Genomic DNA, 22,841 nt, shown 5'->3' with positions numbered 1-22,841 from the left:
CGCTAATAGAATTACGTGACAAAGGGGTTGTAAAACATGTGGGTATTACTGATCTTCAACTGGAGAATCTTCGATGGGTAATAGATCGTGTTCCGCCGGGAACAATAGATACTGTACTTAATTTCTGCCATTTTTGTCTGAATGATGATGCTTTAGTCGATTATCTGGATTATTTCGAAGAAAAGGGAATCGGTGTTATTAATGCGTCGCCCTTTTCGATGGGGTTACTCACTCAACGGGGAGCTCCGGATTGGCATCCGGCATCAACGCCATTGAAGGAATTGTGTAAAAAAGCTATGCAGTATTGTTTAGGAAAGAAATACCCTATCGAGAAACTGGCTATACAATATGCAATAAGCAATCCACGGATTACAACTACCTTATTCAGTACGGCAAGACCTAGTGCAGTCTTGAAAAACATTGAATGGGCAAACGAGCCGTTAGATGAAGAGTTGCTGGGTGAGGTAAAAAAGATATTACAGCCTATGCATCGGGATACATGGTCAAACAGCTAATTGTTGTGGATATAAAAACAGGTGGATACAACGTAAGACAGTATGCTTTCCCAACCAAGCGGTATTGTCAGACTTTGGATTTGAAAAATGTTCCTCAATTAATTGAAGAGTATGTAAGACGACATAGTAATGAAGAGCACTGGGATGTTATTTATTCAGGTTGTGATTTGCTTTCAAAATTGTATCTTAGTTCATTGAAATACATCAGATTTTAGAATGGTTTCATTACCTCTTAAGTTGTGATTTGCTTTCAAAATTGTATCTTAGTTCATTGAAATACATCTCAATTCGTAAAAGTATTGGGTGAAACATCGTTGTGATTTGCTTTCAAAATTGTATCTTAGTTCATTGAAATACATCTTATTGAAGCCCTATACATTGAAGAGGGTAGTTGTGATTTGCTTTCAAAATTGTATCTTAGTTCATTGAAATACATCTTACCAAAGATGAAGCTGTGCGAGAGTTAGTTGTGATTTGCTTTCAAAATTGTATCTTAGTTCATTGAAATACATCCAAAATAGCGGGCTACACGATAAGTATATGTTGTGATTTGCTTTCAAAATTGTATCTTAGTTCATTGAAATACATCTAGCTTTTTCGTAGTTACCGACCGAATCGCGTTGTGATTTGCTTTCAAAATTGTATCTTAGTTCATTGAAATACATCTTCTATTAACTCGGTTACAGTGGCTTTGTGTTGTGATTTGCTTTCAAAATTGTATCTTAGTTCATTGAAATACATCTTGTGGAAGGATTAAGCGTTGACGATGCTAGTTGTGATTTGCTTTCAAAATTGTATCTTAGTTCATTGAAATACATCATGCACGAAATTCTACCTCGTTAGCGTCATGTTGTGATTTGCTTTCAAAATTGTATCTTAGTTCATTGAAATACATCCTGCTTTCGAGTCAGTTACAGCAGAAGGCGGTTGTGATTTGCTTTCAAAATTGTATCTTAGTTCATTGAAATACATCGCTTTTGGATTCTACTTATCAAAGTTTAAGTTGTGATTTGCTTTCAAAATTGTATCTTAGTTCATTGAAATACATCTAAACTTCCTGTAACTATGGAATATATTGAGTTGTGATTTGCTTTCAAAATTGTATCTTAGTTCATTGAAATACATCTTATCAAATAGATCTATTATATCCTTTACGGTTGTGATTTGCTTTCAAAATTGTATCTTAGTTCATTGAAATACATCATACCACACGACAAGCACCTGTATTTCAATATATTGCAAATACCATTAGCATTTGAAAAATCAATGTATTTCAAATAAAAATCCCGATCAAAGTCGGGATTTTTATTTTCTAAAATAATTCAAGTTGCTGCGCTCCTGTTTTCTTTGATTCTGGGCTTTTCCCATAAAATAGTTCCATCATACCAAACTGTTTATCTGTAATACAGAGTATTCCGACGTGCCCTTTTGTCGGAAGAAAATTTTTCACTCGTTTGATATGTACATTCGCATTCTCAACACTCATACAGTGTCGTAAATAAGTCGAAAACTGAAACATGGTAAATCCATCTCGCTGTAAGTTCTTCCTAAAATCAGCGTATACTTTTCTATCTTTCTTCGTCTCGGTAGGTAAATCAAATAATACTAGAACCCACATAATACGGTATTGATTTAATCGGTCTTGCTCCATATTACCGACAGATTACAATAATTCGGGATATTTAATTTTACGTAGTTTCCCTTCGAAACATTGGTTTAAGGATGCAGTTGTCTGACCTGCGGCAATCATCAAGGGGCTTTTTTGTTTCCCTATCATCACATCTATGGTTGGTATTTGTAGTAATTTGCTTTTTAACGAAGTCGTTAATTCGGTATAATCCTCGCCACTATCGACTATTGAGAAAACTAATTCATCGACAAATGGACGATATGGTTCCATTATATCGTCCGCCAAGCAATAAGCATTGTAACGGTTATGGTGGTGTATACCCAACGTAGGTAACAACCCACTTGCTACTAACGAGCGGGCAATAACTGCACGAAGTATAGCATATCCATAATTTAGCAGGTTATTAGGCGGATTCTCTTCTCTACCTCTTGTGAAGTTGTCAATCTGAGGAAAAGCTTCTTTCCAATAGTAAGCAGCGGCACGTCCTTCAAAGTTATCAGGATCGCCACTTTTTACTTCTCCTGCCCAGTGCATCATATTACGAATATTACAAGACCTAAATTTCTTCAATACTTCTGCTTGATTTGTTATTTTGGCTTTTATGGTTTGCTGCCATAAGTTTTTCTTTAAAGGGTCAGAAGCATTGATCTGTGAGTTAAATCTTTCGCTTTGTGTCTTGTTTCCGTATAATGGGAGCATCAGCCCTACTGGCATCCGGCTACTATCGCAAGTCAACAAAGCCGTATTGTTATCCAACAGCTTTTCGATAAGCCCATGTGTTAGGGTTATTTGTTTATGGTCGAGTACAACTACTCCTAAATCTTCAATTGGAAAGAGAGTTTCACTCGCTTTTTTGAAGTTTTCAGGCAACGTGTCATTTTTCTCAACTTCGGGTAGTTTTATTACCAATTGATTGTTACGCATACTCAAGTATGCAGGATTTCCAAAGTAAAGTGTTTTTTTTATCATAGGATAAAAGGTTAATAATAAGGATAAAACTTAAGTGTTATTAAATAAAAACGAAGAATATACTGGATTATTTTGTTCATAATTATTTATTCAATACATTTACAACACTAAATAATTTAATTTCTTATTCTACTTAATATATAAAAAAATGAATGAAACTTATTTTTTAATTAAAAGTGCTCATTTAACAAGCGGGTACGAAGTGCATAAAAAAGATTGCAAATGGCTGTATTCAACTAAAGATCAAACACTCTTGGGTTACTTTCCTAATCGATTAGAAGCAATTGAGGAAGCCAAACGAAATCAGTATACAATTCTTCATGAGGGAACATGCTGTACTGGATGTCGAGAATAATTTTATTTTAGTAGATTTTATGTCAAAAAGGCGAATTGTCTTTTTGACATAAAACACTTACCTTTGTAATAATTGTAGCCCCATTAAACTATTTATATTAACATCTATATATTGAATATTTAGAGTATTAAGTAGAATAGTTGTGATTTGCTTTCACTTGTTCCTAAACTAAAAGGGGCTACTTTTTTTTCTTCAATTTACCTTTCCTAATCTATCTACATTTATCTTTACGCCCACCTCTTTTATCATACTTCCATTCCAAGTCCGCTCAGATTTATTGTTTGCACCTAACTCTACTGTTTGAATAATAGGTGTAGCTATGTAGTAAGGAGTGAAAAAACACTGATAAGCTGTCGATGATACCATTTTATACACTCTACTCACCTGCTCCTTTGTCAGTTTCCTAAAATCTACCCAATGAGGGTTTTCTACCTCATCGTCAGTTGGCACATATACCAAATCGTTAGGCGAAAGTGTAAACAATAATGTTTTACCTTCTGTTGATTGTGCTACATCTAGCCCTTGTTTTTGGCGTTCGATAACTTCATTAAGCGGAATGGTTTCGTAGCTTCTTTTCCCATCTTGATCAATATAAATTGCAAAAAACAAGTTTGTTCCTTTAGCGGCTTCCACATATTTATCTTTTTTGTTACCTCTAGTTCCCAAAGCAAATTTGCGACCCTCCTCAAAGACTCTCACTTTTTTAATCGGTTGATGAGGCTTGCCATTATTCAACGTAAGCATATTTTTATGTAATGCTTCCAAGCCTTCTTCCGAAAAAGCAAGTTCGTGAGACGGTATTTTTTTTCCTGCTTCATCTGTCGCATTCTGATAAATATCTTGATTGAGGTGTTTCATCAATATTTTTTGAATACCTGTATCAGTTATTTTCTCAATTCGTTTTTCATCGAAGGTCGTATCTAATATTTTTCGTGTAGCAGTAGCTTCAATACTTTCAGTTACATAGATATTCACTTTTACGACTTCTTGCCCATCAATTATTATAGGATTTACTTTAAGATATTTTTTCAATCCGGCAATATTATTTTTGTAACAAGTCGCTCGGTTTTTTAGTTCTTTCTTGATTATAGGGTCAACAATGCTATCTAAGTCCTCTAATACTCGATTTATTGCCACTTCTTTTTCCACAATACGCCCTAATATGACTTTTCCACTCACGGTTTCGGCATGCAACGGCTTGCGTACTGCCCAACTATCGCCTTTGGTTTGTTTGGCAAATACCTTTTCGCCGTTTTCGTACCGTTGGTATTTATTTACCGATTTGTTTATTACCCGCAGGTTTTGCTTGAAACTTACAATGATATTTTCTAAAGCAGCTTGGGCATCTTGTGTAAAATTCTCCCATGGTTTATGAAATTCTTTCGGCACTTTTCGTAGTTGGTCTTTAATCATTACTTCCTCTAATCTTCTCAATTTAGATACTAGACTGTAATTTTTTCGTTCTGAGTTGATTGAGTTTAAATAATTAATATGTTCTCTTGTTATACAGGCAATAACTAAAGCATCAAGAGCATGATGACGATGATCTATCCTCTTTTTTGAAAATCCTTTTGCTATTTCAACAGGAACAGTGGTTTGGAATGCTCGCTTGCCTTCGCCTCCGTTCTTCCCCCCTTTTAGCTCCCACTGTCCAAAGGCTGAGGAGTTGGTCAGCGTGTTCAATCGCTCAAATCGTGGTGTGATCAGATGATTCCAAACATCATTCAATCCCCAATCCTGTTTCATTTGACTAGTAATACTTCCTGTTACCGAAACTACTTTTTTTGAAGTTGCTTCCTGCTCCAACTCGCCTTTTTCTGTTTGTCTCACGATATTGCTTAGGTAGGTTTTTACAACTTTTGCAATGTAGCGACTATCATTCATTTGCCTGTTGATGAAACCTTCGGGGATTTCTTCGCTTAAAAGATTTCTCTGTTTCGTTTTATTCTTCGAAAAATAACGTTTTACATAATCCTCATAGTCAAGAACATCTCTTATTCTTACGTCTGTTCCTCCCTTTAAAGGTACTATCTGCCCATGATGTTTTTTGATAAATTCCATTGCTGTTTGATTGCCTTTCAAACTGTTTACTTCGCTTTCGCAAATCACTTTATTACTTAACGAATCATCAAAAAAACGAGATTGAGGGAAAATATGCTCGATTTCGTACCTTGTGGTAAAAAGATCGCTCAATTTAATCATTGCACCTGTATATGGAGAAATATAGCCCTGCTCTAACCACAATTTATATCGTTGAATTTCTGATTTAGTTGGTTTGCTGCTTTTTCTGATTTTATCAATTACTTCGAGTTCCTCTTTTTTGCTTTCATAACTGTATATACCTTCTTCGTAAATCTTTAGTATTTCTTGTTGTGTGGGCGAAAATGGACGTACGTCACTAATACCCGCATTCTTAAGCTCTTCGAGTATAGCCTTTATTCGCAGATTGGTGTTTTCATTTGCATTAATCTGCTCTGTCATCGCCTTCCGTTTATCAGCAGGATTTTTCATTTCCCGACCTAACTCAACATGGATTTCATCAAAGAAATTTTCAGCACCATTTCCATATTGCTGCCAAATATCTTTTACCGTTCTGAGTGTTTCGGTAATCACTTGTTCTACAATTGGGTTACGAAGCGAATGTTGTTTAAATCCTTCGGGGTTTCTATTATCTAAGAACCAAGCTAAATCCTTTACGGTTTCCCATTTTACAATATCTTTTGCCTCGGAATGGCGGTTGTACACAATATATGATGCTAACCAAAGCGGCAAACCTCTAAAATGATTTATATCCGTTAAATTAATAGCCTTATCTCTAACTCTGTCCTTGATCTTTTCATCAAACTCGCCATCAATTATTTTATCAATTCTTTCTTTTGTCTTATCGTCTATATTTTTATCGTCCCAATATTTCCCCATTCGCATCAGAGGTAATATTTTTTTGATAGCTTTGGCTGAATAAGAACCATAATCACTTTTGTAAGGTGGGAGGTTCGCAAATTGTTTTATAAACTCATCCGGCAGATCGTGCTTTCCTGCAAATTTATTTATAGCACTTTGTATCTCTATCTTATCGGTTACCGAATATAAAATATGCCACAGGGCTTCTGTATTGGCTTCATTAAAAAAAGTTGCATCGAAACCTTCAATTTTTGCTGATTTTGATAAAAATAGCGAACGGGTTTCATTGCAAGGATATTCTTTATCTTCCACATAATTCCAACGATATGGCAACTTATCTTCACCCCTATTCTTTTTAATTTTGAAATAAGATGTTAGCAGCGTATCTTGTTTTATGTCTTTTCTATCATTAAGCCAATCAAATAGAGCAACATTATCGTCTTCCGTTTTTAGAAATTCGCTCGTAACGTCAACATCAAGTTTCAATTTGCCATCAACCATTCTTTCCCTTTCGTATATTTTCAGGTTTTGTATAAATTGCCAAAGTCTGAATTCCTGAAATAAGGGATGAGACTTAGCGATACATTTCAGAGGTTGACGAATTTCAATATCATTTCCTTCCTTATCTTTACCTTTATACTTTACCGACTCAAACTGACAATTAGCAATGAGCGATTTCTTGCTTTTTAGGGGACGTTGATAAAAAAGAATATCCTCTAAAAACAAATAAGTACAGTCTTTTGTAGCAATACTATTTCGATGCGATTCATTGTTTTTGTAAAGCTCCTTTAAACAAAGGGTATAAAGTTCTGTATTTTGCAATTCGGCATGAAACTCTTTTTGTTTTTCTAAAATAGCTTTTAATTCTTCTTTATAAAATTTGCGTTCGATGGTTCGCACCAATTTCCCATTGATCTTTTGTGTCGGGTTTTCTAAAAGCGAATCGTATATATATTCCCCAACTGTTTTACCCGATTGGTTTATTGTTTGTTCTGTTCGTATTTTCACTAATCCCCAATCTTCTTCTTTTGGCGATCTGAAACTTCTTTTTTCTTCATTATCCTTGTTCAATTTTACACTTCCGTCATCGTTCAACTCGGTGGTTACAATAAAGTCTCTGGTTTTACCAATCCAATTCGACAATGAAACCTTACTTTCTCGTTTATAAATCCAACCATTCTCTAAAACAACATTATACCAAGTGCCCGATTTTCCCTTTTCACGCTCTACAACATCAGTAACTAGAAGTGTATGAAATTTCTCCTGTTTATTTTTATTTTCTTCTTGCTCTTCGCCTCGCAACTGATAATAACCTCTTTTTTGATTGAAATTCAAAATCAACCAAGCCAATTCTTCTTTCTCAATTTTTTCAGTTAACGCTTTTTTTCGAAGATAATATATTGTCCAATCGTAAGGAATCTTTCTTTCCACTCCGTTTTCTTTCAATTCAAAAAGCTCAGGTTTTAACTTCTTAAATTCGGCTACCATTTCATTGAAAGATGCTTTAAAAATAAAATCATATTTCTTGGGAGCGATTTCTTTCCAAGCCAATTTGGGTTCAGAGTCTTTAACAAATTGTCCGAAACGCATTTCAAAATCAATTGACTCTCTATAATGTTTCGGTAGAAATCCCAAGATATTTAACACACGATGTAACCTTTCTCTTCTTAATAAACAACGTTCTCGTAGACGTCTCACTCCACGATAACCTGTTCTTTCAGCTGTCTGTGAAATTGACACTCCACTGTCGAACTTCCCTAGCACATCTTGCGACATTGGAATTATCCGACTACCCATACCGTCTATTTTGTTATTTTCAGCATCTACCAACGCCCAACCAATGGAGTTGGTTCCCAAATCTAATCCCAATATCTTTTTCATAGCTTCCTTTTTATCAAAGCCTTAAAGATAAATAAATATTTTTTAAGGATATTGATATGGTTATGTGAAATTTTAATATATTTGCAAATACAATTTGAAAGCAAATCATAATAAGGATTATTCCGTTGTGAAAACATCAATTGCGGCACTTCGGTGTCGCTTTTTCTTTTATTGTATCTGGTATATACGAAAAAAGCCGATAGACATCGGCTCTAAAGTTCTATAATAAAAAATATATCTTCTTTATAGTTTCATTAATAGGTTTACCCCATATTTGCATACTCCCCAATCTTTACCTCACAAATCCGTTTGGTTATATCCCTCAGCAATTCCACTTTCGGAATAAGAGCATCAATATCCTCTTTAGTCACTAAGAATTTCGGATTATACCTTGCCTCAATATAAGCATCCTTTACCAGATTGAAAAGCCGTTTCTCCTCTACCGAATTATTAGGGAAAACATGAGCCAAATCCGCAGAATGACCTTTAACAGACGCAGCCAGTTTAGTCAGGTTGTGTTGTTTATTGCTTCTCAAAGTAAAAGATAATCGAATAGCGTAGTAATAGTTTTCACAGGCTTGATGAAGATTGAATATAGCTTGTTGATAAAAATTTTCTTTATAAGCTAATTCAGACATCCTAAAATGTTCTTGTGCTTTAGTGTATTTTTCATCAAAATATTCCTGAGCTTGTCTTTGTATCTCATCAAACTTTAACTTTCTTCTTCGGGCTAACTTAAACTTACCACTATCGTAAAGAATAACTCCTTCCTGTTTGATTTGGGTATGAAAATACCTGCCTTCTTCAAGAGCTTTATTTATCGTTTTAATATCGTCGTTGATAAAGTTAACAGGAGTTTGATAATCTGGTTCTTTATAGTATAATGCATCAATGTTATCTAATATGATTCCTGCTTTATTGTCCGATATCTTGCTTGTGATTACATAGATATCATAATCGGAACGAAAAGAGGTAGGAATACCGAATTCTACTCTTTCGTCATAGTCTACATATTCATTTCTCGCATAGCTGCCAAATAAGATAATCATTTCGGCTTCTGGAAGCCGTTTATTAATTTCCATAACAAGGCGTATTAAGTCTTCTTGTTTGGATTTAGGCAGATAGGCTATGGACTTTTTCATCGGAATTATTTAGATACTGTAATATTAAGATTACCAAAGATAAGGAAAAGCGAAATAATTTATTACATAAAATTGTATATTTGTTAACCGGATATTTCGTGCTGCTATTTTTATGGGTCTGTAACCTTTGCAGTTCCATAAGCCAAGCTTACAGTCGTAAATATATCTGTTTTTTTAGATTAATAATCTGTCTGATAGCATTATGTATTTTATCAGGCTCTAAACAGACGTATGTATGACAATAAAACAAACAAGCTCAGGAATATTGTGCAATACTGATAAATTGTTCTTCCCTAGTATTAAAGCTATCCCATGACGAAATCAAAGAAAGCTACTCAGATAATCCCATGTATGTAGCCGAATATATTGAAAATGAAGTTAAAGAGAACATCATAGACCTTCTGTTCGAAGACCAGAAAGCAACCCTGTCCTGCACCTTTGACAAGAACAACACCTGCAATGCTTCCCATATATTCTTTGATGACTTAGACGAGTTGAGTAACTATATTTCTTATCTCAATAAGACTTACGCTTATGACTATATTCGAAGCTATTGGACATTACCTAATTCATTCATATCAATAGAACACACGAAACGAGTTTAAAGCCGTAGTATAGTTCTTTGTGGTACGTTCCCTGTTATTGTTTATCATCTTTGCTATAAACTGTTCACAAAAGGGATAAAAGGGTATTTTTTCATTCCCTTTAGTCAAAAACTCGACAATCTGTTTTGCCGTCCAGTCTTCAATATCCTCTTTATTCAGCTTATCATAATAGGTTTTGATTTTGTATGCACATTGATTTAGAACTAACTGGTCGGCTATTTCGCCTTTCCTGATGTTCCCTTGATGAACATACCTATCAGTTTTGATATAGTCCGTTTTACGATTGTGGATTACTCGGATATAAACTAAAAATAACCCGTCTGCACGTTTAGACCTTACTACTGCTTTAAAAGTTGGCATAATTTCTTTAAATTTTACTGTAAACTATTTGTAAACATTTGGTCGTAACCCGTGTAAAATCGTCTTAGAAAAGTATGTTTTTTTCATGCTAATCAATAATTATAAACACAAAAAAGCGACTACTTTTTATCGTAATCGCTTAAATATCAATATTTTAATCTTGTGATCCGGCTAGGAACACGTTTTTATCTCGTAATAGATTTAGTAATCAATTATTTAAGTTTTCAAAAAAGCAAGTTCGTAACGAATTCGTAACGATTAAAAAGATGCCTTTTTGTCCTGTTTTGGCAGACCGCTGTGAGCCTAACTTCTAGGTTCAAATATACATGAAACTTTTGAAAACGTGAGTATATTGGCTATTAAATTTCACTTACTTATCAATTTCTTATACACTATCGTTTTAAGTAAATCTTCTTTCCGATGGCGTGAAACAGGAAGTTGCTTCCCATCAATAAAAACTCTTCCACCTGAGATAGAATCGATTTTAGATATGTTAATTAAATAAGATTGGTGTATCCTGAAAAATGAATCTTTAGGTAGCATCTCTTCCAAAGAAGTCATTGTTTGATGGATAACAAAGGTTTTATCCTTGAAGTGCAATTTTAGATAGTTCTGCATTCCTTCCACAAATAGAATATCTTCCCAAAGTATTCGCTGAAAGGTATCGCCTTGTCGGATATACATGTCAGATTCAGATTCCTCCTTATTATTTTGCAATATAATTCGAGATTGAAATAAGTCTAATGCTTTGTTTGCTGCCTGAAAAAAGCGTTGAAATTCGATCGGTTTCAATAGATAATCGACAACATTCAACCTAAAACCCTCCAGTGCATGTGCCGAATAAGCAGTAGTCATTATTGTGAGAGGAGATTTATCCAATGATTCCAAAAATTCAAGCCCCGATAACATAGGCATATTAATATCTAAAAACATCAAATCAATATCCTTCACTTTTAAAATTTCTGTTGCTTTCATTGCAGAGGTACAAGTGCCTGAAACCTCAAGAAAATCTAACTGGTTAATGAAATTAACAACTCCTTTAATGGCTACAGGCTCATCATCCACTATTAGACATCTTAGAGGTTGACCATTTGGCTGTTTTGATAGTAATTCTGCCATAATAATTTATAGTTTAATGACGAGTTTAGTATAATAAGTCGTTTCGGAATTTTTTATTGTCAAACGATAATTATCAGCATAGAGGATGTCTAAGCGTTTTTTTATATTCTCCAGTCCTAATCCCGAAACACTGTCCTTCTCTAGCTGAATATTTGATTTGGAGTTTTCGACTTCCAAACAAATTAAGTTAGCCTTTTGCTCAAAATTTATAGTTACATATGCACTATCAGATATCCCTCGTGATACATACTTAAAAGCATTCTCTATAAATGTAATCAGTAATAAAGACGGAAATTCTTTTTCGTTATTTTCAACTTTCCACAAACAATTAATCTGTAATTCATCTCCCCATCTAATTTTTTCTATATCAACAAAGTCCTTCAAAAACTGAACCTCCTGCTCTATACTTATACTTCTATTTTTCTCGCTATTAAGTTGATAGCGGAGTATTTTAGCGTATTTTACTAATAGTGAAGACGCTAAGTTTACATCTTCCTGCATTAATATATTAATGTGATTCAGTACATTAAACATGAAATGAGGATTAATTTGTTGATGGAGTACTTGCAACTGTGATTCAACCAAAGCTTCATGCAACTTCATATTCTCCTCATAAAATCGCAATCCGCAAAATCCAAAATTTATAAACAACGTTATAACAAAAGCATTGAGATAGCCGTATATCGCATAATCGTCAACAGAGAGTAACTCTGAAGGAGGAAATATTCCACTTTTTTCTAAATATGAAAACCCATAAAGGATTATAGGGATAAGTACGGCAAACAAGGCAGAAATAAGAAAAAACTGTCCTATAAACAAAAGCATTCTCTTTTGTCTCATTGCTTTTTTTAATAAATTCCTACTCAGATAGGTTGTAAATGGATATGCACATAGCATCATACTCAAAGCCAGTAAACCGCCCTCGACCACCGATGAAGGTGGTATATATTGAAGTGCAAAGATAATGGTTAGAAATATCCATATCAGGATAACAAACCGATCATAGTTTTTCAAAAGATTATTCTTCATATCACAAAGTTAGAGGTATAAATCCATAGAACAATTACCAAGCATCAAAACTGAGCGACCATCGGTCAAAACGATTTTCATCTCATCCCAATCCTATTGATATTTGTCTCAGTAAACTTAAAACAGATTGTCTAATTAAAACGATTAAAGCTATGAAATTATTATTGATTTATGTTTTTATAAGTGTTGTTTGCATACAAGTGGATGCACAAATTTCATTTAAAACCGAATATTTCGGAAAATCAAACTACCGTATAATGGAAGGGGATACGGATGAGAAAGTAGGTGATAGTAAGGGTTCGGCAATGGTCTATCAAGGGGGAATCAACCTACCGCTATCCATAAAAATAAATGAGAATAACCGCCCTACAGTTTGGGGAATAAATGCAGGAGGGGCATATGCCTCGCTTAACAATAAGAATTTTACAGAAGATCTGGTCTTAGATGAAATTATGAATCTTGGCTTAAGTATTTATCACATGAGGCCATTGAATGACAAATGGTCGTTAATGGCAAGTATCGGTGCAGGAATATATGCCCCTACTACACGCTTCTCTCAAATAGGTTTTAAAAATGTTTTAGCAAGTGGAGGCGTTATTTTTATCAGGCATCTTAAACCAAATCTGGACCTTGGAGGTGGAATAGCTGTGAATAACTCATTCGGTTTTCCGATGGTGTTTCCTGCTTTATATCTTAATTGGACTACACAGGGGAACTTTGCGTTTAAAGTCTCCATGCTGGAAGGTCTTGAAATATCTGCTAAACATAATTTTAGTAAATATTTTAGTCTTAGTCTTATTGCAGAGGTTAATGGGCAATTAGCTTTAGTGGAAAAAGATGGTAAAGATAAAATGTTTTCTCATCAATACATCGTGGGAGGTCTTCGCCCCGAGATAAAGATTGGGAAAAACTTGTCAATACCATTAACCGCCGGTATCAATGCAATGCGTTTAGCCGAATTTAGTGACAGAAGTTTTAAAGGAATGTTTCAGGATAGAAGCTATTATTTTCAGATATCTCCTTATGCATCAGCAGGGCTTCAAATTGGATTTTAATTATCAAAACACCTATGGGACAAGTAAAAATATATACTCTACTGGTAACTTTTTACTCATTCTTTCCACTCGTTTATGGACAAGGGTGGCAACTTGATCGTTGCCTAGTGTATGCCAAAGAGAACAACAAGGAGTTACTGGCAAATTCTCAAAATATAAGAGTCGCAGGATTCGATAAGAAAGTGGCTTTATCACAATTTGTCCCAGAAGTATCTCTTTCGGCAGAAATGGATTATTATTGGAAGATACCTGTACAATCCTATCCGGGAGAGCTAGTCGGCAAAGAGGAAGGAACAACTGTAGCAATTCCTATAGGAACTCCTTGGATGGGTAACTATGGCGTGAATGTGAATTGGAAGATATTGAATATGGAGGCATGGCAAGAGATAAAGGTGCAAAATTTGAAAAGTCAAGCGTCTAAATATAATTATCAATCATTATCGAAACTATTAGATAGGAATGTTACGGCAGCCTACTATTCTGTGCAGATACAAAGAATAAATGTTGAAACAGCTGACGAACGATTGCGTATGTATAGACATATTAATTCACTATTGTTCAAGCAATTTGATGCAGGTATTATAGATAAAATATCATTAAACCAATCGCAAAGTATTTTAAATCAATATGTCGAGAATCAGATAAAAGTGGAAACAGATTTTCAAAAAAGCCTATTGGATTTGAAATTCTGGATGAGTTATCCATTGGACGAATTGTTAAGCATATCAGATATAGAAAATATACCTTCATTGACAAATGAAAGTTTCAGTGTTCACAATTTGCCTAATTATGAAGAACAACAACATAAAGTGAATATTGAAGAATACAAATATAAATCACTCAGATCATCATTCTATCCCAAGCTGTCATTTACAAGTAATTTGGGGCAAATGGGATTCGGCGACAAGTTCAATGATTTCAAAAGATCATCTTCTTGGTATACCAGTGGGTTTGTAGGTCTACGGTTGCAAATACCTCTCTTCTCTCTAGCAGACATAAATTCTGCTAAAAGACAAAAGGCTATTGCAAAGCAAGCATCTATGGAGTTGTCAGATTATGAGGAACGAGAAACAAAAAACTTTCGGCAAATTGTTTTGGAAACCAATAAAACATTGAAAGTATTGGATAAATTAAACGAAGTGGTAAAACTTGCTGAGGAGAATGAGAGATTATGCCAACAAAAAATAGAGCAAGGAATTATTGACATGCTCCAACTGAAACAAATTCAGCAAGACTTAATCGAATCTCAAGAACGACTAAATACAGCAAAGCTGAATTATCTTAAAAATTATGTTGAACTGAATTATTTACAAAGTAACAGAATCGAAAAATGAGAACATTTGCTCTGATATTACAGGTATATGGATATATAGGATGGCTAGTAAAGCCTAAAAGAATATTGTTATGCACAATTATAGCCACTCTTGTTCTTTTTGTTTCATCCTGCAATGGAGATATGGAATCTTACGCAGTGAAAGAAGAAACTATAAATGAAGCAGTTTATGCTTCGGGAGAAATATTCCCCGAGCAATCTTTTTTATTGAAGGGGGCATCAACAGAACGTATTGCACAGATAATGGTAAAAGAGGGCGACTTTGTAGAAGAAGGGGATATCTTAGTATATCTCGGTACATCAAAAGAGGTAAAACAAGTTGGTATTGCTGAAGAGCAACTGACTTTCGCAAAGAAAGAAGCATTGGAAAGATCAGCCATACTTGATGAGTTCAGATTGAAAATTGAGTTAGCAAATCAGAAATATGCCTTGGATAAAAAGAATGCTGAACGTTATAATTTCTTATTGAAAGACAAAGCCGTTTCAGCAAAAGAAGCAGAACAATATAGCTTAATAGCTGAATCGAGCTATACTGTATATACTAATTTACAGCAGCAATACACGGCTAAAAGAAATGAATTAGCGAATAAGGTTCTTGATGCAGAGATGGTATTGGCACGAGTGTCTGAAACGAATGAAAGTAAAGTATTGCAGAGCAAAGTTTCGGGAAAAGTATATTCCATTCAAAAGAAAGTAGGTGAGGTTGTCATTAGTGGCGAAACAATATTGCTTATCGGTTCTGAGAACAAATATAAGTTAGAATTATTAGTTGATGAGAAGGATATGATAAAAATTAGAATCGGACAAAAAGTTTATTTTGAAACAGATATTTCGAAAGATCATGTTTTTGAAGGTGCTATTTCGAAAATTGACCCATTACTACAAAAAGATTCCCGTAGTTTCAAGGTTGAAGCTTCTATTACAAGCAACTCATCATTCTTTCCTCAATCCACAGTAGAGGCAAATATTATGATTCGGGAAAAAGAAAAATCTATCCTTATTCCTTTTGACTACTTATTAGAAGGAGATAGCTTGTTACGCCATTCATCAGAGGGCGTAACAAAGAAAATAAAAGTACTTACTGGTATTAGAAATGATAATTTCATTGAGATAACTAATGGCCTGAAAATAGGAGACATCATATATAAATACAGATCGCAATGAACTATATCAATCGTATTAAACTGACCTCTTATATTGGCTTCACGCAGTTATGGGCAAAGAAGACACAAACAATTGTAGCCATTGCAGGAGTTACATTTGGAATCGCTGTCTTTATTTTTTTATTAGGTTGTGTTAAAGGCGTTAATCAGTATATAACAGAACTATCTTTGGAGCAGTGCCCTGACATCAGGTTATTTAATGAAACTAATATAAGTGAAGATGCAGTATTAGATAGGGTACATATTGGAGAAAATAATATTGTACACCATCCTAAACCCAAGAATATCCTTCTAAATCTGAGAGATGCCCAAAAGACCATTGAAAAACTTAATAGTAATCCGGCGGTGAAAGCTGTTTCGGGGATAGTCAAATCCCAAGTCTACTATAACTTTGGTTCTTCTAAAATTAATGGTGAGATAACAGGCATAAATTATGAAGATGAAAATAAACTCTTAGATCTGGAAAGTAAATTCGTAGCAGGAGATTCCAAAGCCCTATCTCATATCCCTAATAGTTTAGTTATGGGCAAGAAATTAGCTGCTAGATTAAACTTGAATATTGGAGATAAAATAGTCGTTACCACCGATAAAGGGTTTGATTTTATAGCAACTTTATCAGGAATAATAAAAATAGGTATACCCGATCAAGATAAAACAATTTGCTATGTTAACACTAAAACAGTTCAAACGATACTAAGTGTGCCATCATCCTATATTACAGATATAAACATAAAATTATATGATAGATCACTTGCACCCGCAATGGCTCAGTCTTTGGTGGAACAACATTCATGCAGTAGTTCTGACTGGTTAAAGGATAATCCTCTTTTATTTGAAGGAGATGAATTGAACGATATTGTTTTTAAATGTATCGCAGCCAGCATTTTGCTCGTTGCCGGATTTGGGATATTCAACATTCTAAATATGATGATATATGAAAAAATGAAAGATATTGCAATCATCAAAGCTCTTGGATTTTCCGATAATGATGTTCGAATGATATTTATGATACAGGCTTTAACAATTGGTTTCATTGGTGCAATTCTCGGATTACTGATTGGCTTGATACTTTCTTGGCTCGCAACATTTATTCCATTCGAAAGTGAATATTTTCTATCCTTGGACCATTTACCGATGTGCTTCAATATCTTATACTATATATTAGGTCTGCTCTTTGGATTGTTAACGACTTCATTAGCTGGTTATCTTCCTTCTCGTAAAGCATCCCGATTAGATCCCATAACAATATTAAGAGGTTAGGCTATGAATATTTTAGAAGTAAATAATCTGAATAAGTACTTTCGGCAACCAACAGAATTTCATGTCTTAAAAGATTTGAATTTCAATGTTGAAAAAGGGAAACTGACCTCTATAACAGGAAAATCGGGCAGTGGGAAATCCACATTATTATATTTACTCTCAACAATGGATACTGATTTTGACGGAAGTATAAATATAAGTGAGAACGAAATAAAAGGTAAAGATAATAACTGGTTAGCCAATTTCAGAAATGAGCATATAGGATTCATTTTCCAATTTCATTTTTTATTACCCGAATTTTCGGTCTTTGACAATGTAATGCTTCCTGCACTCAAATTAGGAAAGTTATCTAAAGAAGAAATAGAGAATAATGCCTTCGAACTGCTTTGTTTGCTCGATGTAGCTGATCAAGGAAAGAAGAAAGCATCCCTTCTCTCCGGTGGAGAACAACAGCGTGTAGCTATAGCCAGAGCATTGATAAATCAACCAACATTAATAATTGGAGATGAGCCTACGGGTAATTTAGATAGCCAAAATACAGCAATTGTGCTTGATCTATTTAAAGAATTATGTAAAGAAAAGGGTCAAACGATACTGACAGTGACGCATGATGAAGACTTTGCTGATAGATCGGATCGGATTATTCATCTAAAAGATGGGAGGATAGTTACATGAAGTATCTAATGATTGTGTTGATTATTATAGGAGTATTGATTAGTTTGGCATTGCTCATTCCTGATATGCTAGTGGAAATAATACATAGTTGGTGTAAGAACACTCTCGAAAAATGAAAGAAGAATTGAAAATTCTAATATATCACAATTATGAAAAAATACACATGCGAATTAATAGAAAAGCTAAACTATCAGCTTAAGATTATTGATTTGGAAGAAGAAAATATTTTTGTCAAAGCCCCCAAAGCAATTGAATTATTAGAAGGTACATTTGTAGAACTAAAGTCATTTGTTTTCACTTATTCATTCAAGGGCTTAGAGGAAGAGATCTATTTTTTTAAAGATATTAAACCTCAATTGTTCAGCAAGTTAATTTACTATCGGAAGATATATAATATTGAGACTATACGCCCTAATGGTAGTCTAGAGTCTCAAAAAGCTCATTTTAAAAAAGAGTTGGATCACATTAAAACATTTTTTGACAGGAATTTAGATTTCTACAAGTATTATCGAACAGGATGCACACACTTCGATAAGTATTATTTTGTCAGAGGGAAGCCTGATATCCAACTGAACTTAGATTCTTTTTATTTTGAAAGAGATCCTACTTTTTCAACTAGCTTCGATTTTAAAATAGCTAAAATATTGGCTAATGAAATGCTTTCCATCTACCTCAACGGGGAGTTGGTAAAACTAGAGACATATTCGATTCAGCCCTATTCTGCCGAGCCTTATTCTCCTATGGTAAAGTTGACATGGACAGGTAAAAAAGCGGAATTAGTTGAACAGATTTATGGGTGGGAAGGAACTAGTTGTTTCAATAATGGGAATGTAAACATAAAAGAATTAACAGAATATATAGAGTATGTGTTCAATATCAATCTGGGAGATTACTATCACACATTCCTTGAAATGCGAGATCGAAAAGGTAGCCGAACCATCTTCTTAGATAAATTGATAAAATATCTAAATGGTAGAATGGACGAAGCTGATAACAAATAAACAAATTATAATATCTTTGTATGAAGAATAAAGAAATATGGAGGGGTAACTCTCCTTAAAGATATAACATAACGTTCACTGAACGTCTCGCTACGAAAACTGGTAATTTTAGAAGGACGAGACTAGCAGAGCAATGTTCATGCTATACGAAAGTATGGTGTGGACATGTCTGTTTCGTCCTTCGGGTATACCAGTACCTCGTAGCGGAACAGTACATGTTCCACACTTCTTTTTTGTATATTGTACATCTAAAACATTACAACCATGAGAAAAATAAAATTATATATTGCCTCATCCATAGATGGATATATTGCCAGTCTGGATGGCGATTTAGATTGGCTAACTGAATTTCCGAACCCTCAACAACTAGATTATGGTTATAAAGATTTCTTTGAGTCCATCGATACTGTAATCATGGGAGGAAAAACTTATCGAGATATTTTAGCGATGGATGTTGTTTGGCCATATAAGGATAAAGAAACATACATTGTCACTCGCCATGCAGGAAGTAAAACAGAACCAAATATTCATTTTCTGAATGAAAATATCATCGAAACAATCTCTGAACTAAAGAGTAAACAAGGCAAAGACATTTGGCTCGTTGGTGGCGGGGAATTAGTTTCCATGTTCCTGAACAGTGATATAATTGATAATATGATTATTACCTATATCCCGATAATACTGGGAGATGGAATTCCTCTATTTCCCAAGATGAAAAAAGAATCTCAATGGCAACTACTCAATAGCCAGTCTTATAACAATGGTGTTTTATGTATTGATTATCAAAAGATAAAGTAGCACATACACTTATTCCCATCAGAACAAACTCCCAAGTTGTGCCCCAGTTTGGGAGTTTTTATTTGCTGTTTTTTTAGAGTCAAATACCCTTAAATTAGACTGTTTATCAAACTTTCTACCTTTAAAAACACAATTCCACAGATTCCAATCTCTATTCGGAAAAACCCCTCAATTTTTCTTGCTAAACACCAGATAATTAAAACTTTATTTCAAAATAGTTATCCCAACTTGGGAAAGATACATATCAATATATCAGACATTTGTATCAAACAAAATTGATATGGAAGTTATTACAATTGACTTGGAAGCATACAAGGATTTAATCAAAAAGATTGATTCTATTGCCGACTACATTATGAATAAAGATACCTCGAATACTTCGGAAGAGTTGAACGAAGTATGGGTTGATAGCTATGAGGTATGTACCTTTTTGAGAATAAGTGAACGCACCTTACAGCGTCTACGCTCCAACAACCTTATCTCCTACTCTGTGTTATCAGGCAAAACATATTACAGTCTGGCTGAAATCAAGCGAATTTTGGAAGAACGGTTGGTTCGGTCGGGAGAAGACTCCTTGGCAGACTTGATTAAAAGTCATCAAGAGTATACCGAAAGTAGAAAAAAGAATAAACCGAAAAATAGTTATTGATATGAGAATAGATGATGACATATTCGAAGCTAACATCAAAGGTCTAGCCAAATTGATGAAAAATATTGATACTAAAATTGATAAACTATTGGTCTCGAATAGTACCGTGATGGATGAAAAACTATTTGATAATCAGGATTTATGCCTTTTTCTGAAAATAGCTCCTCGTACCTTACAGCGGTATCGAAATTTAGGATTGATCCCATTTATGACTATCTGTAAGCGGAATTATTACAAAGAGTCAGACGTAAATATTTTCGTAGGTAAATATTTTGGTGGAAAATCTGTATTAACTGATAAGGATAAATATCAGAGAAAGAATAAGCGTCAAGACGATGATACGGAAGATATAGTAGTTTAATTGGTGTTTTGTTATTTTTATTGGGTTTTTTGAATCCCTTTCTGTCGTGATGATAAGAAGGGATTTGTTTTCTATACATTAAACTGTATTCTCTATCTTCGAAATTATAAATTTCGCGAATTTTTTATTTAATCTAAGTTTATCATGTCCATAATTCAATCCACCCAATGATTGACTTCTAGAGGTTAAATTTTCAGTCGGATTTGTATGAATAAATTCACTGGCAAGACTACCTATATATAAGTTAAAGTTACTCCACTCAACACCATATTTAGGACTCAGATTTTCGCAAGGCATACACCATGGCCAACGTTCTCGCCAAGGTTCTTTCTCTATTTCTTCTTGAGAAATTCTAAAAGAACGATCTGATATTTTATATATGGAAACAATTCGCCTGTCACCAACACCATACGCAAGAAGAATATCGCCAATATTCACACTTGCTGGATATTTTGCAAAAGTTAGATGCGTATTTATTTCAGAAAAAACCCAATCAGAATGGACTGGGTCTTGAGATGTTCCTATGGGCTTTATCCAGAAGGTTGGATTTTCTAAAATTTCAATTTTATTTTTCCTTTTTGATTCTAGCAATGTAGTAAGATCTATATCTATCAGTGGTGTTTCTTGTGGATTTTCTGGAAAAGAATATTTATTAATTTCTTCAATAATGGCTTCAATCTCTTTTCTTGCTAACTTATTGTATTCTACACAATCCCAAATCTCACTTTCTAGAAATTCTATATGTGTAATATCTGAAATTAATACTCCCCACTCATGATTATTATTTAGTCCCTGATTGGTAAAATTGGCTGATGTTATAATTCCCTTTTTTGAATTTACATATTTAAAGATATATATTTTTCCATGCAATTTGTTGTCTATGGATATTTCAATATCGATTCCAAAACTCTTATTTACAGACAATAATGACTCGAATGACCTAATCTTACGTATTTGATCTAAATCATTAGGTTTTAGAGTAGTTACTAATTTTATTTTTCTCAATAATGGAAAATTAATTGGATTGTTGAAGATAATCTTGAAATCTTCTAGCAAGAAAGGACTAACAATTATGATTTCTTCACATTGAGTTAACAAGGAATATATCTTATTCCTATGAGTGTTGGCAAGGTTATTAATAATCTCCATATTATATATCCTTTAGGTCGAAATCAGAATTTGGGGGAGTTACATTACAAAATTTAATATCTTCTAATCTAATACTCATTCCCTTTTTAATAACCTTAGATTGCAGAACCTTAATTAATTCTAATTTATGCATTGATGAAGGTAATATTGCAACACATAAACCATCTCCAGCGGTTTGGACGCTTGGATAGACTATCCCCTCAATTCTCTCTTTATTCCTTTCATTACATAGAACCATCTCTGTAAAAAGTGCTGAGATCATATAATTATAGGGTTCTTCTGCATTTACATACTTAGAAAATTCACTAGAAATGAAAGAGAGAAATTTTTTAGTTTTTTCACTAACATCTTTATCTTCCTTTTCTAGTTTTTTCTTATAATGGGTTACTAACTCATTTAATTTCTCTAGTTTATATGTTTTGGCAGGATCTACAATGGTTAGTAAGTTTAAATCTTCTTTGACCCTCCACTTCCCAAAAGTAAGCAAACTCTCCTTCTCTTCAGAAGTGGAATCTCTAATTAAAGGGCAAGCCTCTGCTGCGGCAATTATTCTGGCAAGAGTTAAATCCGATCCTGAAGCATCTTCTGGTAACACCCCTCCGTAAAACACTGTTAGCCCATCACTTACTTCTTCTTTAGAATTTGGGATGGTAGCTCTTTGATAAGTCTTAATACAATCAAGAGGAGTATATGAAATACGATCTTTTGTGTTGAAAATAGGTTCTTTTGTAGTATTATTTACTGCTCTTTCTATTTCTTTACCTTTATGATATGTGGTGTTAATAAATCCAAGTCCACCTATTTTATTAAGTTCTTCCTTAATCTTATCTTGAGGTTTTTTTGAGAGATCTAATCCTTTTAGATTTTGTATAATGTTATTCATATGCTTTA

The 22,841-nt window shown here is 34.0% G+C and carries 20 protein-coding genes and 1 CRISPR repeat array; of the genes, 11 read left to right on the top strand and 9 right to left on the bottom strand.

The window, feature by feature from the left end; translation table 11 throughout:
• Positions 1-515: aldo/keto reductase (locus tag CLV62_RS16775; protein ID WP_185144276.1), on the top strand; the 515-nt coding region annotated here is incomplete at its 5' end.
• A gap of 159 nt (positions 516-674) precedes the next feature.
• A CRISPR array of direct repeats spans positions 675-1,718; the repeat unit is 47 nt; unit sequence GTTGTGATTTGCTTTCAAAATTGTATCTTAGTTCATTGAAATACATC.
• Between the two features lie 109 nt (positions 1,719-1,827).
• Here CLV62_RS16775 and cas2 read toward each other — a convergent pair.
• From cas2 to CLV62_RS16750, 4 genes are all read right to left on the bottom strand, one after another.
• Entirely contained in the window at positions 1,828-2,133 is a 306-nt protein-coding gene (gene cas2, locus CLV62_RS16770) for a CRISPR-associated endonuclease Cas2 (protein WP_110311935.1), read from the bottom strand.
• Positions 2,134-2,178: 45 nt separating this feature from the next.
• A complete protein-coding gene (gene cas1, locus CLV62_RS16765; RefSeq protein ID WP_110311934.1) occupies positions 2,179-3,114 on the bottom strand; it encodes a type II CRISPR-associated endonuclease Cas1 in 936 nt (311 codons plus the stop codon).
• A gap of 547 nt (positions 3,115-3,661) precedes the next feature.
• Positions 3,662-8,251, bottom strand: a complete 4,590-nt coding sequence (gene cas9, locus CLV62_RS16755) for a type II CRISPR RNA-guided endonuclease Cas9 (protein WP_110311932.1) — start codon at positions 8,249-8,251, stop codon at positions 3,662-3,664.
• A gap of 263 nt (positions 8,252-8,514) precedes the next feature.
• A complete protein-coding gene (locus tag CLV62_RS16750) occupies positions 8,515-9,393 on the bottom strand; it encodes a HEPN domain-containing protein (RefSeq protein WP_110311931.1) in 879 nt (292 codons plus the stop codon).
• A gap of 347 nt (positions 9,394-9,740) precedes the next feature.
• Here CLV62_RS16750 and CLV62_RS21560 point away from each other — a divergent pair, with 347 nt between their 5' ends.
• The gene (locus tag CLV62_RS21560) at positions 9,741-9,998 is read left to right on the top strand and encodes a hypothetical protein (protein ID WP_146212773.1); all 258 of its coding nucleotides are present in this window, start codon (positions 9,741-9,743) and stop codon (positions 9,996-9,998) included.
• Here the strand turns inward: CLV62_RS21560 and CLV62_RS16745 are convergent.
• The 3 genes from CLV62_RS16745 to CLV62_RS16735 form a co-directional block, all read right to left on the bottom strand.
• Positions 9,972-10,358, bottom strand: coding sequence for a hypothetical protein (locus CLV62_RS16745; protein ID WP_110311930.1), 387 nt, complete (start codon positions 10,356-10,358; stop codon positions 9,972-9,974). The two genes, CLV62_RS21560 and CLV62_RS16745, sit on opposite strands and share 27 nt — an antisense overlap.
• A gap of 366 nt (positions 10,359-10,724) precedes the next feature.
• Positions 10,725-11,477 carry a LytR/AlgR family response regulator transcription factor gene (locus CLV62_RS16740; protein WP_110311929.1) on the bottom strand — a complete coding sequence of 251 codons (753 nt, stop codon included), beginning with the start codon at positions 11,475-11,477 and terminating at the stop codon, positions 10,725-10,727.
• A gap of 6 nt (positions 11,478-11,483) precedes the next feature.
• A complete protein-coding gene (locus CLV62_RS16735; protein ID WP_110311928.1) occupies positions 11,484-12,506 on the bottom strand; it encodes a sensor histidine kinase in 1,023 nt (340 codons plus the stop codon).
• A 152-nt stretch (positions 12,507-12,658) separates the two neighbouring features.
• On the opposite strand from CLV62_RS16735, the gene CLV62_RS16730 reads away from it, so the two are divergent.
• The 9 genes from CLV62_RS16730 (at position 12,659) to CLV62_RS16690 (ending at position 20,801) form a co-directional block, all read left to right on the top strand.
• A complete protein-coding gene (locus tag CLV62_RS16730) occupies positions 12,659-13,561 on the top strand; it encodes a DUF6268 family outer membrane beta-barrel protein (protein WP_110311927.1) in 903 nt (300 codons plus the stop codon).
• A gap of 14 nt (positions 13,562-13,575) precedes the next feature.
• Positions 13,576-14,895, top strand: coding sequence for a TolC family protein (locus CLV62_RS16725; protein ID WP_110311926.1), 1,320 nt, complete (start codon positions 13,576-13,578; stop codon positions 14,893-14,895).
• The gene (locus CLV62_RS16720; protein WP_110311924.1) at positions 14,892-16,058 is read left to right on the top strand and encodes an efflux RND transporter periplasmic adaptor subunit; all 1,167 of its coding nucleotides are present in this window, start codon (positions 14,892-14,894) and stop codon (positions 16,056-16,058) included. The genes CLV62_RS16725 and CLV62_RS16720 overlap by 4 nt, the downstream gene beginning before the upstream one ends.
• Positions 16,055-17,317, top strand: coding sequence for an ABC transporter permease (locus CLV62_RS16715; RefSeq protein WP_110311923.1), 1,263 nt, complete (start codon positions 16,055-16,057; stop codon positions 17,315-17,317). Before CLV62_RS16720 ends, CLV62_RS16715 begins: the two co-directional genes overlap by 4 nt.
• A gap of 3 nt (positions 17,318-17,320) precedes the next feature.
• On the top strand, positions 17,321-17,992 hold the full coding sequence (locus CLV62_RS16710) for an ABC transporter ATP-binding protein (RefSeq protein ID WP_110311922.1): 672 nt from the start codon (positions 17,321-17,323) through the stop codon (positions 17,990-17,992).
• Between the two features lie 149 nt (positions 17,993-18,141).
• A complete protein-coding gene (locus CLV62_RS16705) occupies positions 18,142-18,993 on the top strand; it encodes an RteC domain-containing protein (RefSeq protein WP_110311921.1) in 852 nt (283 codons plus the stop codon).
• Between the two features lie 264 nt (positions 18,994-19,257).
• Positions 19,258-19,791 carry a dihydrofolate reductase family protein gene (locus CLV62_RS16700; protein ID WP_110311920.1) on the top strand — a complete coding sequence of 178 codons (534 nt, stop codon included), beginning with the start codon at positions 19,258-19,260 and terminating at the stop codon, positions 19,789-19,791.
• 280 nt (positions 19,792-20,071) lie between these two features.
• Positions 20,072-20,440 (top strand): helix-turn-helix domain-containing protein, encoded by a 369-nt coding sequence (locus CLV62_RS16695; RefSeq protein WP_110311919.1) that lies wholly within the window; start codon positions 20,072-20,074, stop codon positions 20,438-20,440.
• A gap of 1 nt (position 20,441) precedes the next feature.
• On the top strand, positions 20,442-20,801 hold the full coding sequence (locus CLV62_RS16690) for a helix-turn-helix domain-containing protein (RefSeq protein ID WP_110311918.1): 360 nt from the start codon (positions 20,442-20,444) through the stop codon (positions 20,799-20,801).
• 78 nt (positions 20,802-20,879) lie between these two features.
• On the opposite strand, the gene CLV62_RS16685 is transcribed toward CLV62_RS16690, so the two are convergent.
• Positions 20,880-21,950, bottom strand: a complete 1,071-nt coding sequence (locus tag CLV62_RS16685) for a restriction endonuclease PLD domain-containing protein (RefSeq protein WP_110311917.1) — start codon at positions 21,948-21,950, stop codon at positions 20,880-20,882.
• A 1-nt stretch (position 21,951) separates the two neighbouring features.
• Positions 21,952-22,833, bottom strand: a complete 882-nt coding sequence (locus CLV62_RS16680) for a hypothetical protein (RefSeq protein WP_110311916.1) — start codon at positions 22,831-22,833, stop codon at positions 21,952-21,954.
• Positions 22,834-22,841: the final 8 nt, after the last annotated feature.

Source organism: Indolivaga alginatilytica (assembly GCF_003201355.1).
Lineage (GTDB): Bacteria > Bacteroidota > Bacteroidia > Bacteroidales > Dysgonomonadaceae > Dysgonomonas_A > Dysgonomonas_A alginatilytica.
The sequence above is the reverse complement of the archived record's forward strand: the minus strand, read 5'-3'. Positions and strand labels throughout refer to the sequence as shown.

Excerpts from the sequence above, each read along its gene's own strand:
- CLV62_RS16710 (WP_110311922.1), top strand. The coding sequence starts at position 17,321 with ATGAATATTTTAGAAGTAAATAATCTGAATAAGTACTTTCGGCAACCA.
- cas2 (WP_110311935.1), bottom strand. The coding sequence starts at position 2,133 with ATGTGGGTTCTAGTATTATTTGATTTACCTACCGAGACGAAGAAAGAT.
- CLV62_RS16720 (WP_110311924.1), top strand. The coding sequence starts at position 14,892 with ATGAGAACATTTGCTCTGATATTACAGGTATATGGATATATAGGATGG.
- CLV62_RS16700 (WP_110311920.1), top strand. The coding sequence starts at position 19,258 with ATGAGAAAAATAAAATTATATATTGCCTCATCCATAGATGGATATATT.
- CLV62_RS16750 (WP_110311931.1), bottom strand. The coding sequence starts at position 9,393 with ATGAAAAAGTCCATAGCCTATCTGCCTAAATCCAAACAAGAAGACTTA.
- CLV62_RS16685 (WP_110311917.1), bottom strand. The coding sequence starts at position 21,950 with ATGGAGATTATTAATAACCTTGCCAACACTCATAGGAATAAGATATAT.
- CLV62_RS16735 (WP_110311928.1), bottom strand. The coding sequence starts at position 12,506 with ATGAAGAATAATCTTTTGAAAAACTATGATCGGTTTGTTATCCTGATA.
- CLV62_RS16740 (WP_110311929.1), bottom strand. The coding sequence starts at position 11,477 with ATGGCAGAATTACTATCAAAACAGCCAAATGGTCAACCTCTAAGATGT.
- CLV62_RS16690 (WP_110311918.1), top strand. The coding sequence starts at position 20,442 with ATGAGAATAGATGATGACATATTCGAAGCTAACATCAAAGGTCTAGCC.
- CLV62_RS16695 (WP_110311919.1), top strand. The coding sequence starts at position 20,072 with ATGGAAGTTATTACAATTGACTTGGAAGCATACAAGGATTTAATCAAA.
- cas9 (WP_110311932.1), bottom strand. The coding sequence starts at position 8,251 with ATGAAAAAGATATTGGGATTAGATTTGGGAACCAACTCCATTGGTTGG.
- CLV62_RS16725 (WP_110311926.1), top strand. The coding sequence starts at position 13,576 with ATGGGACAAGTAAAAATATATACTCTACTGGTAACTTTTTACTCATTC.
- CLV62_RS16705 (WP_110311921.1), top strand. The coding sequence starts at position 18,142 with ATGAAAAAATACACATGCGAATTAATAGAAAAGCTAAACTATCAGCTT.
- CLV62_RS16680 (WP_110311916.1), bottom strand. The coding sequence starts at position 22,833 with ATGAATAACATTATACAAAATCTAAAAGGATTAGATCTCTCAAAAAAA.
- CLV62_RS21560 (WP_146212773.1), top strand. The coding sequence starts at position 9,741 with ATGTATGTAGCCGAATATATTGAAAATGAAGTTAAAGAGAACATCATA.
- CLV62_RS16745 (WP_110311930.1), bottom strand. The coding sequence starts at position 10,358 with ATGCCAACTTTTAAAGCAGTAGTAAGGTCTAAACGTGCAGACGGGTTA.
- CLV62_RS16715 (WP_110311923.1), top strand. The coding sequence starts at position 16,055 with ATGAACTATATCAATCGTATTAAACTGACCTCTTATATTGGCTTCACG.
- CLV62_RS16730 (WP_110311927.1), top strand. The coding sequence starts at position 12,659 with ATGAAATTATTATTGATTTATGTTTTTATAAGTGTTGTTTGCATACAA.
- cas1 (WP_110311934.1), bottom strand. The coding sequence starts at position 3,114 with ATGATAAAAAAAACACTTTACTTTGGAAATCCTGCATACTTGAGTATG.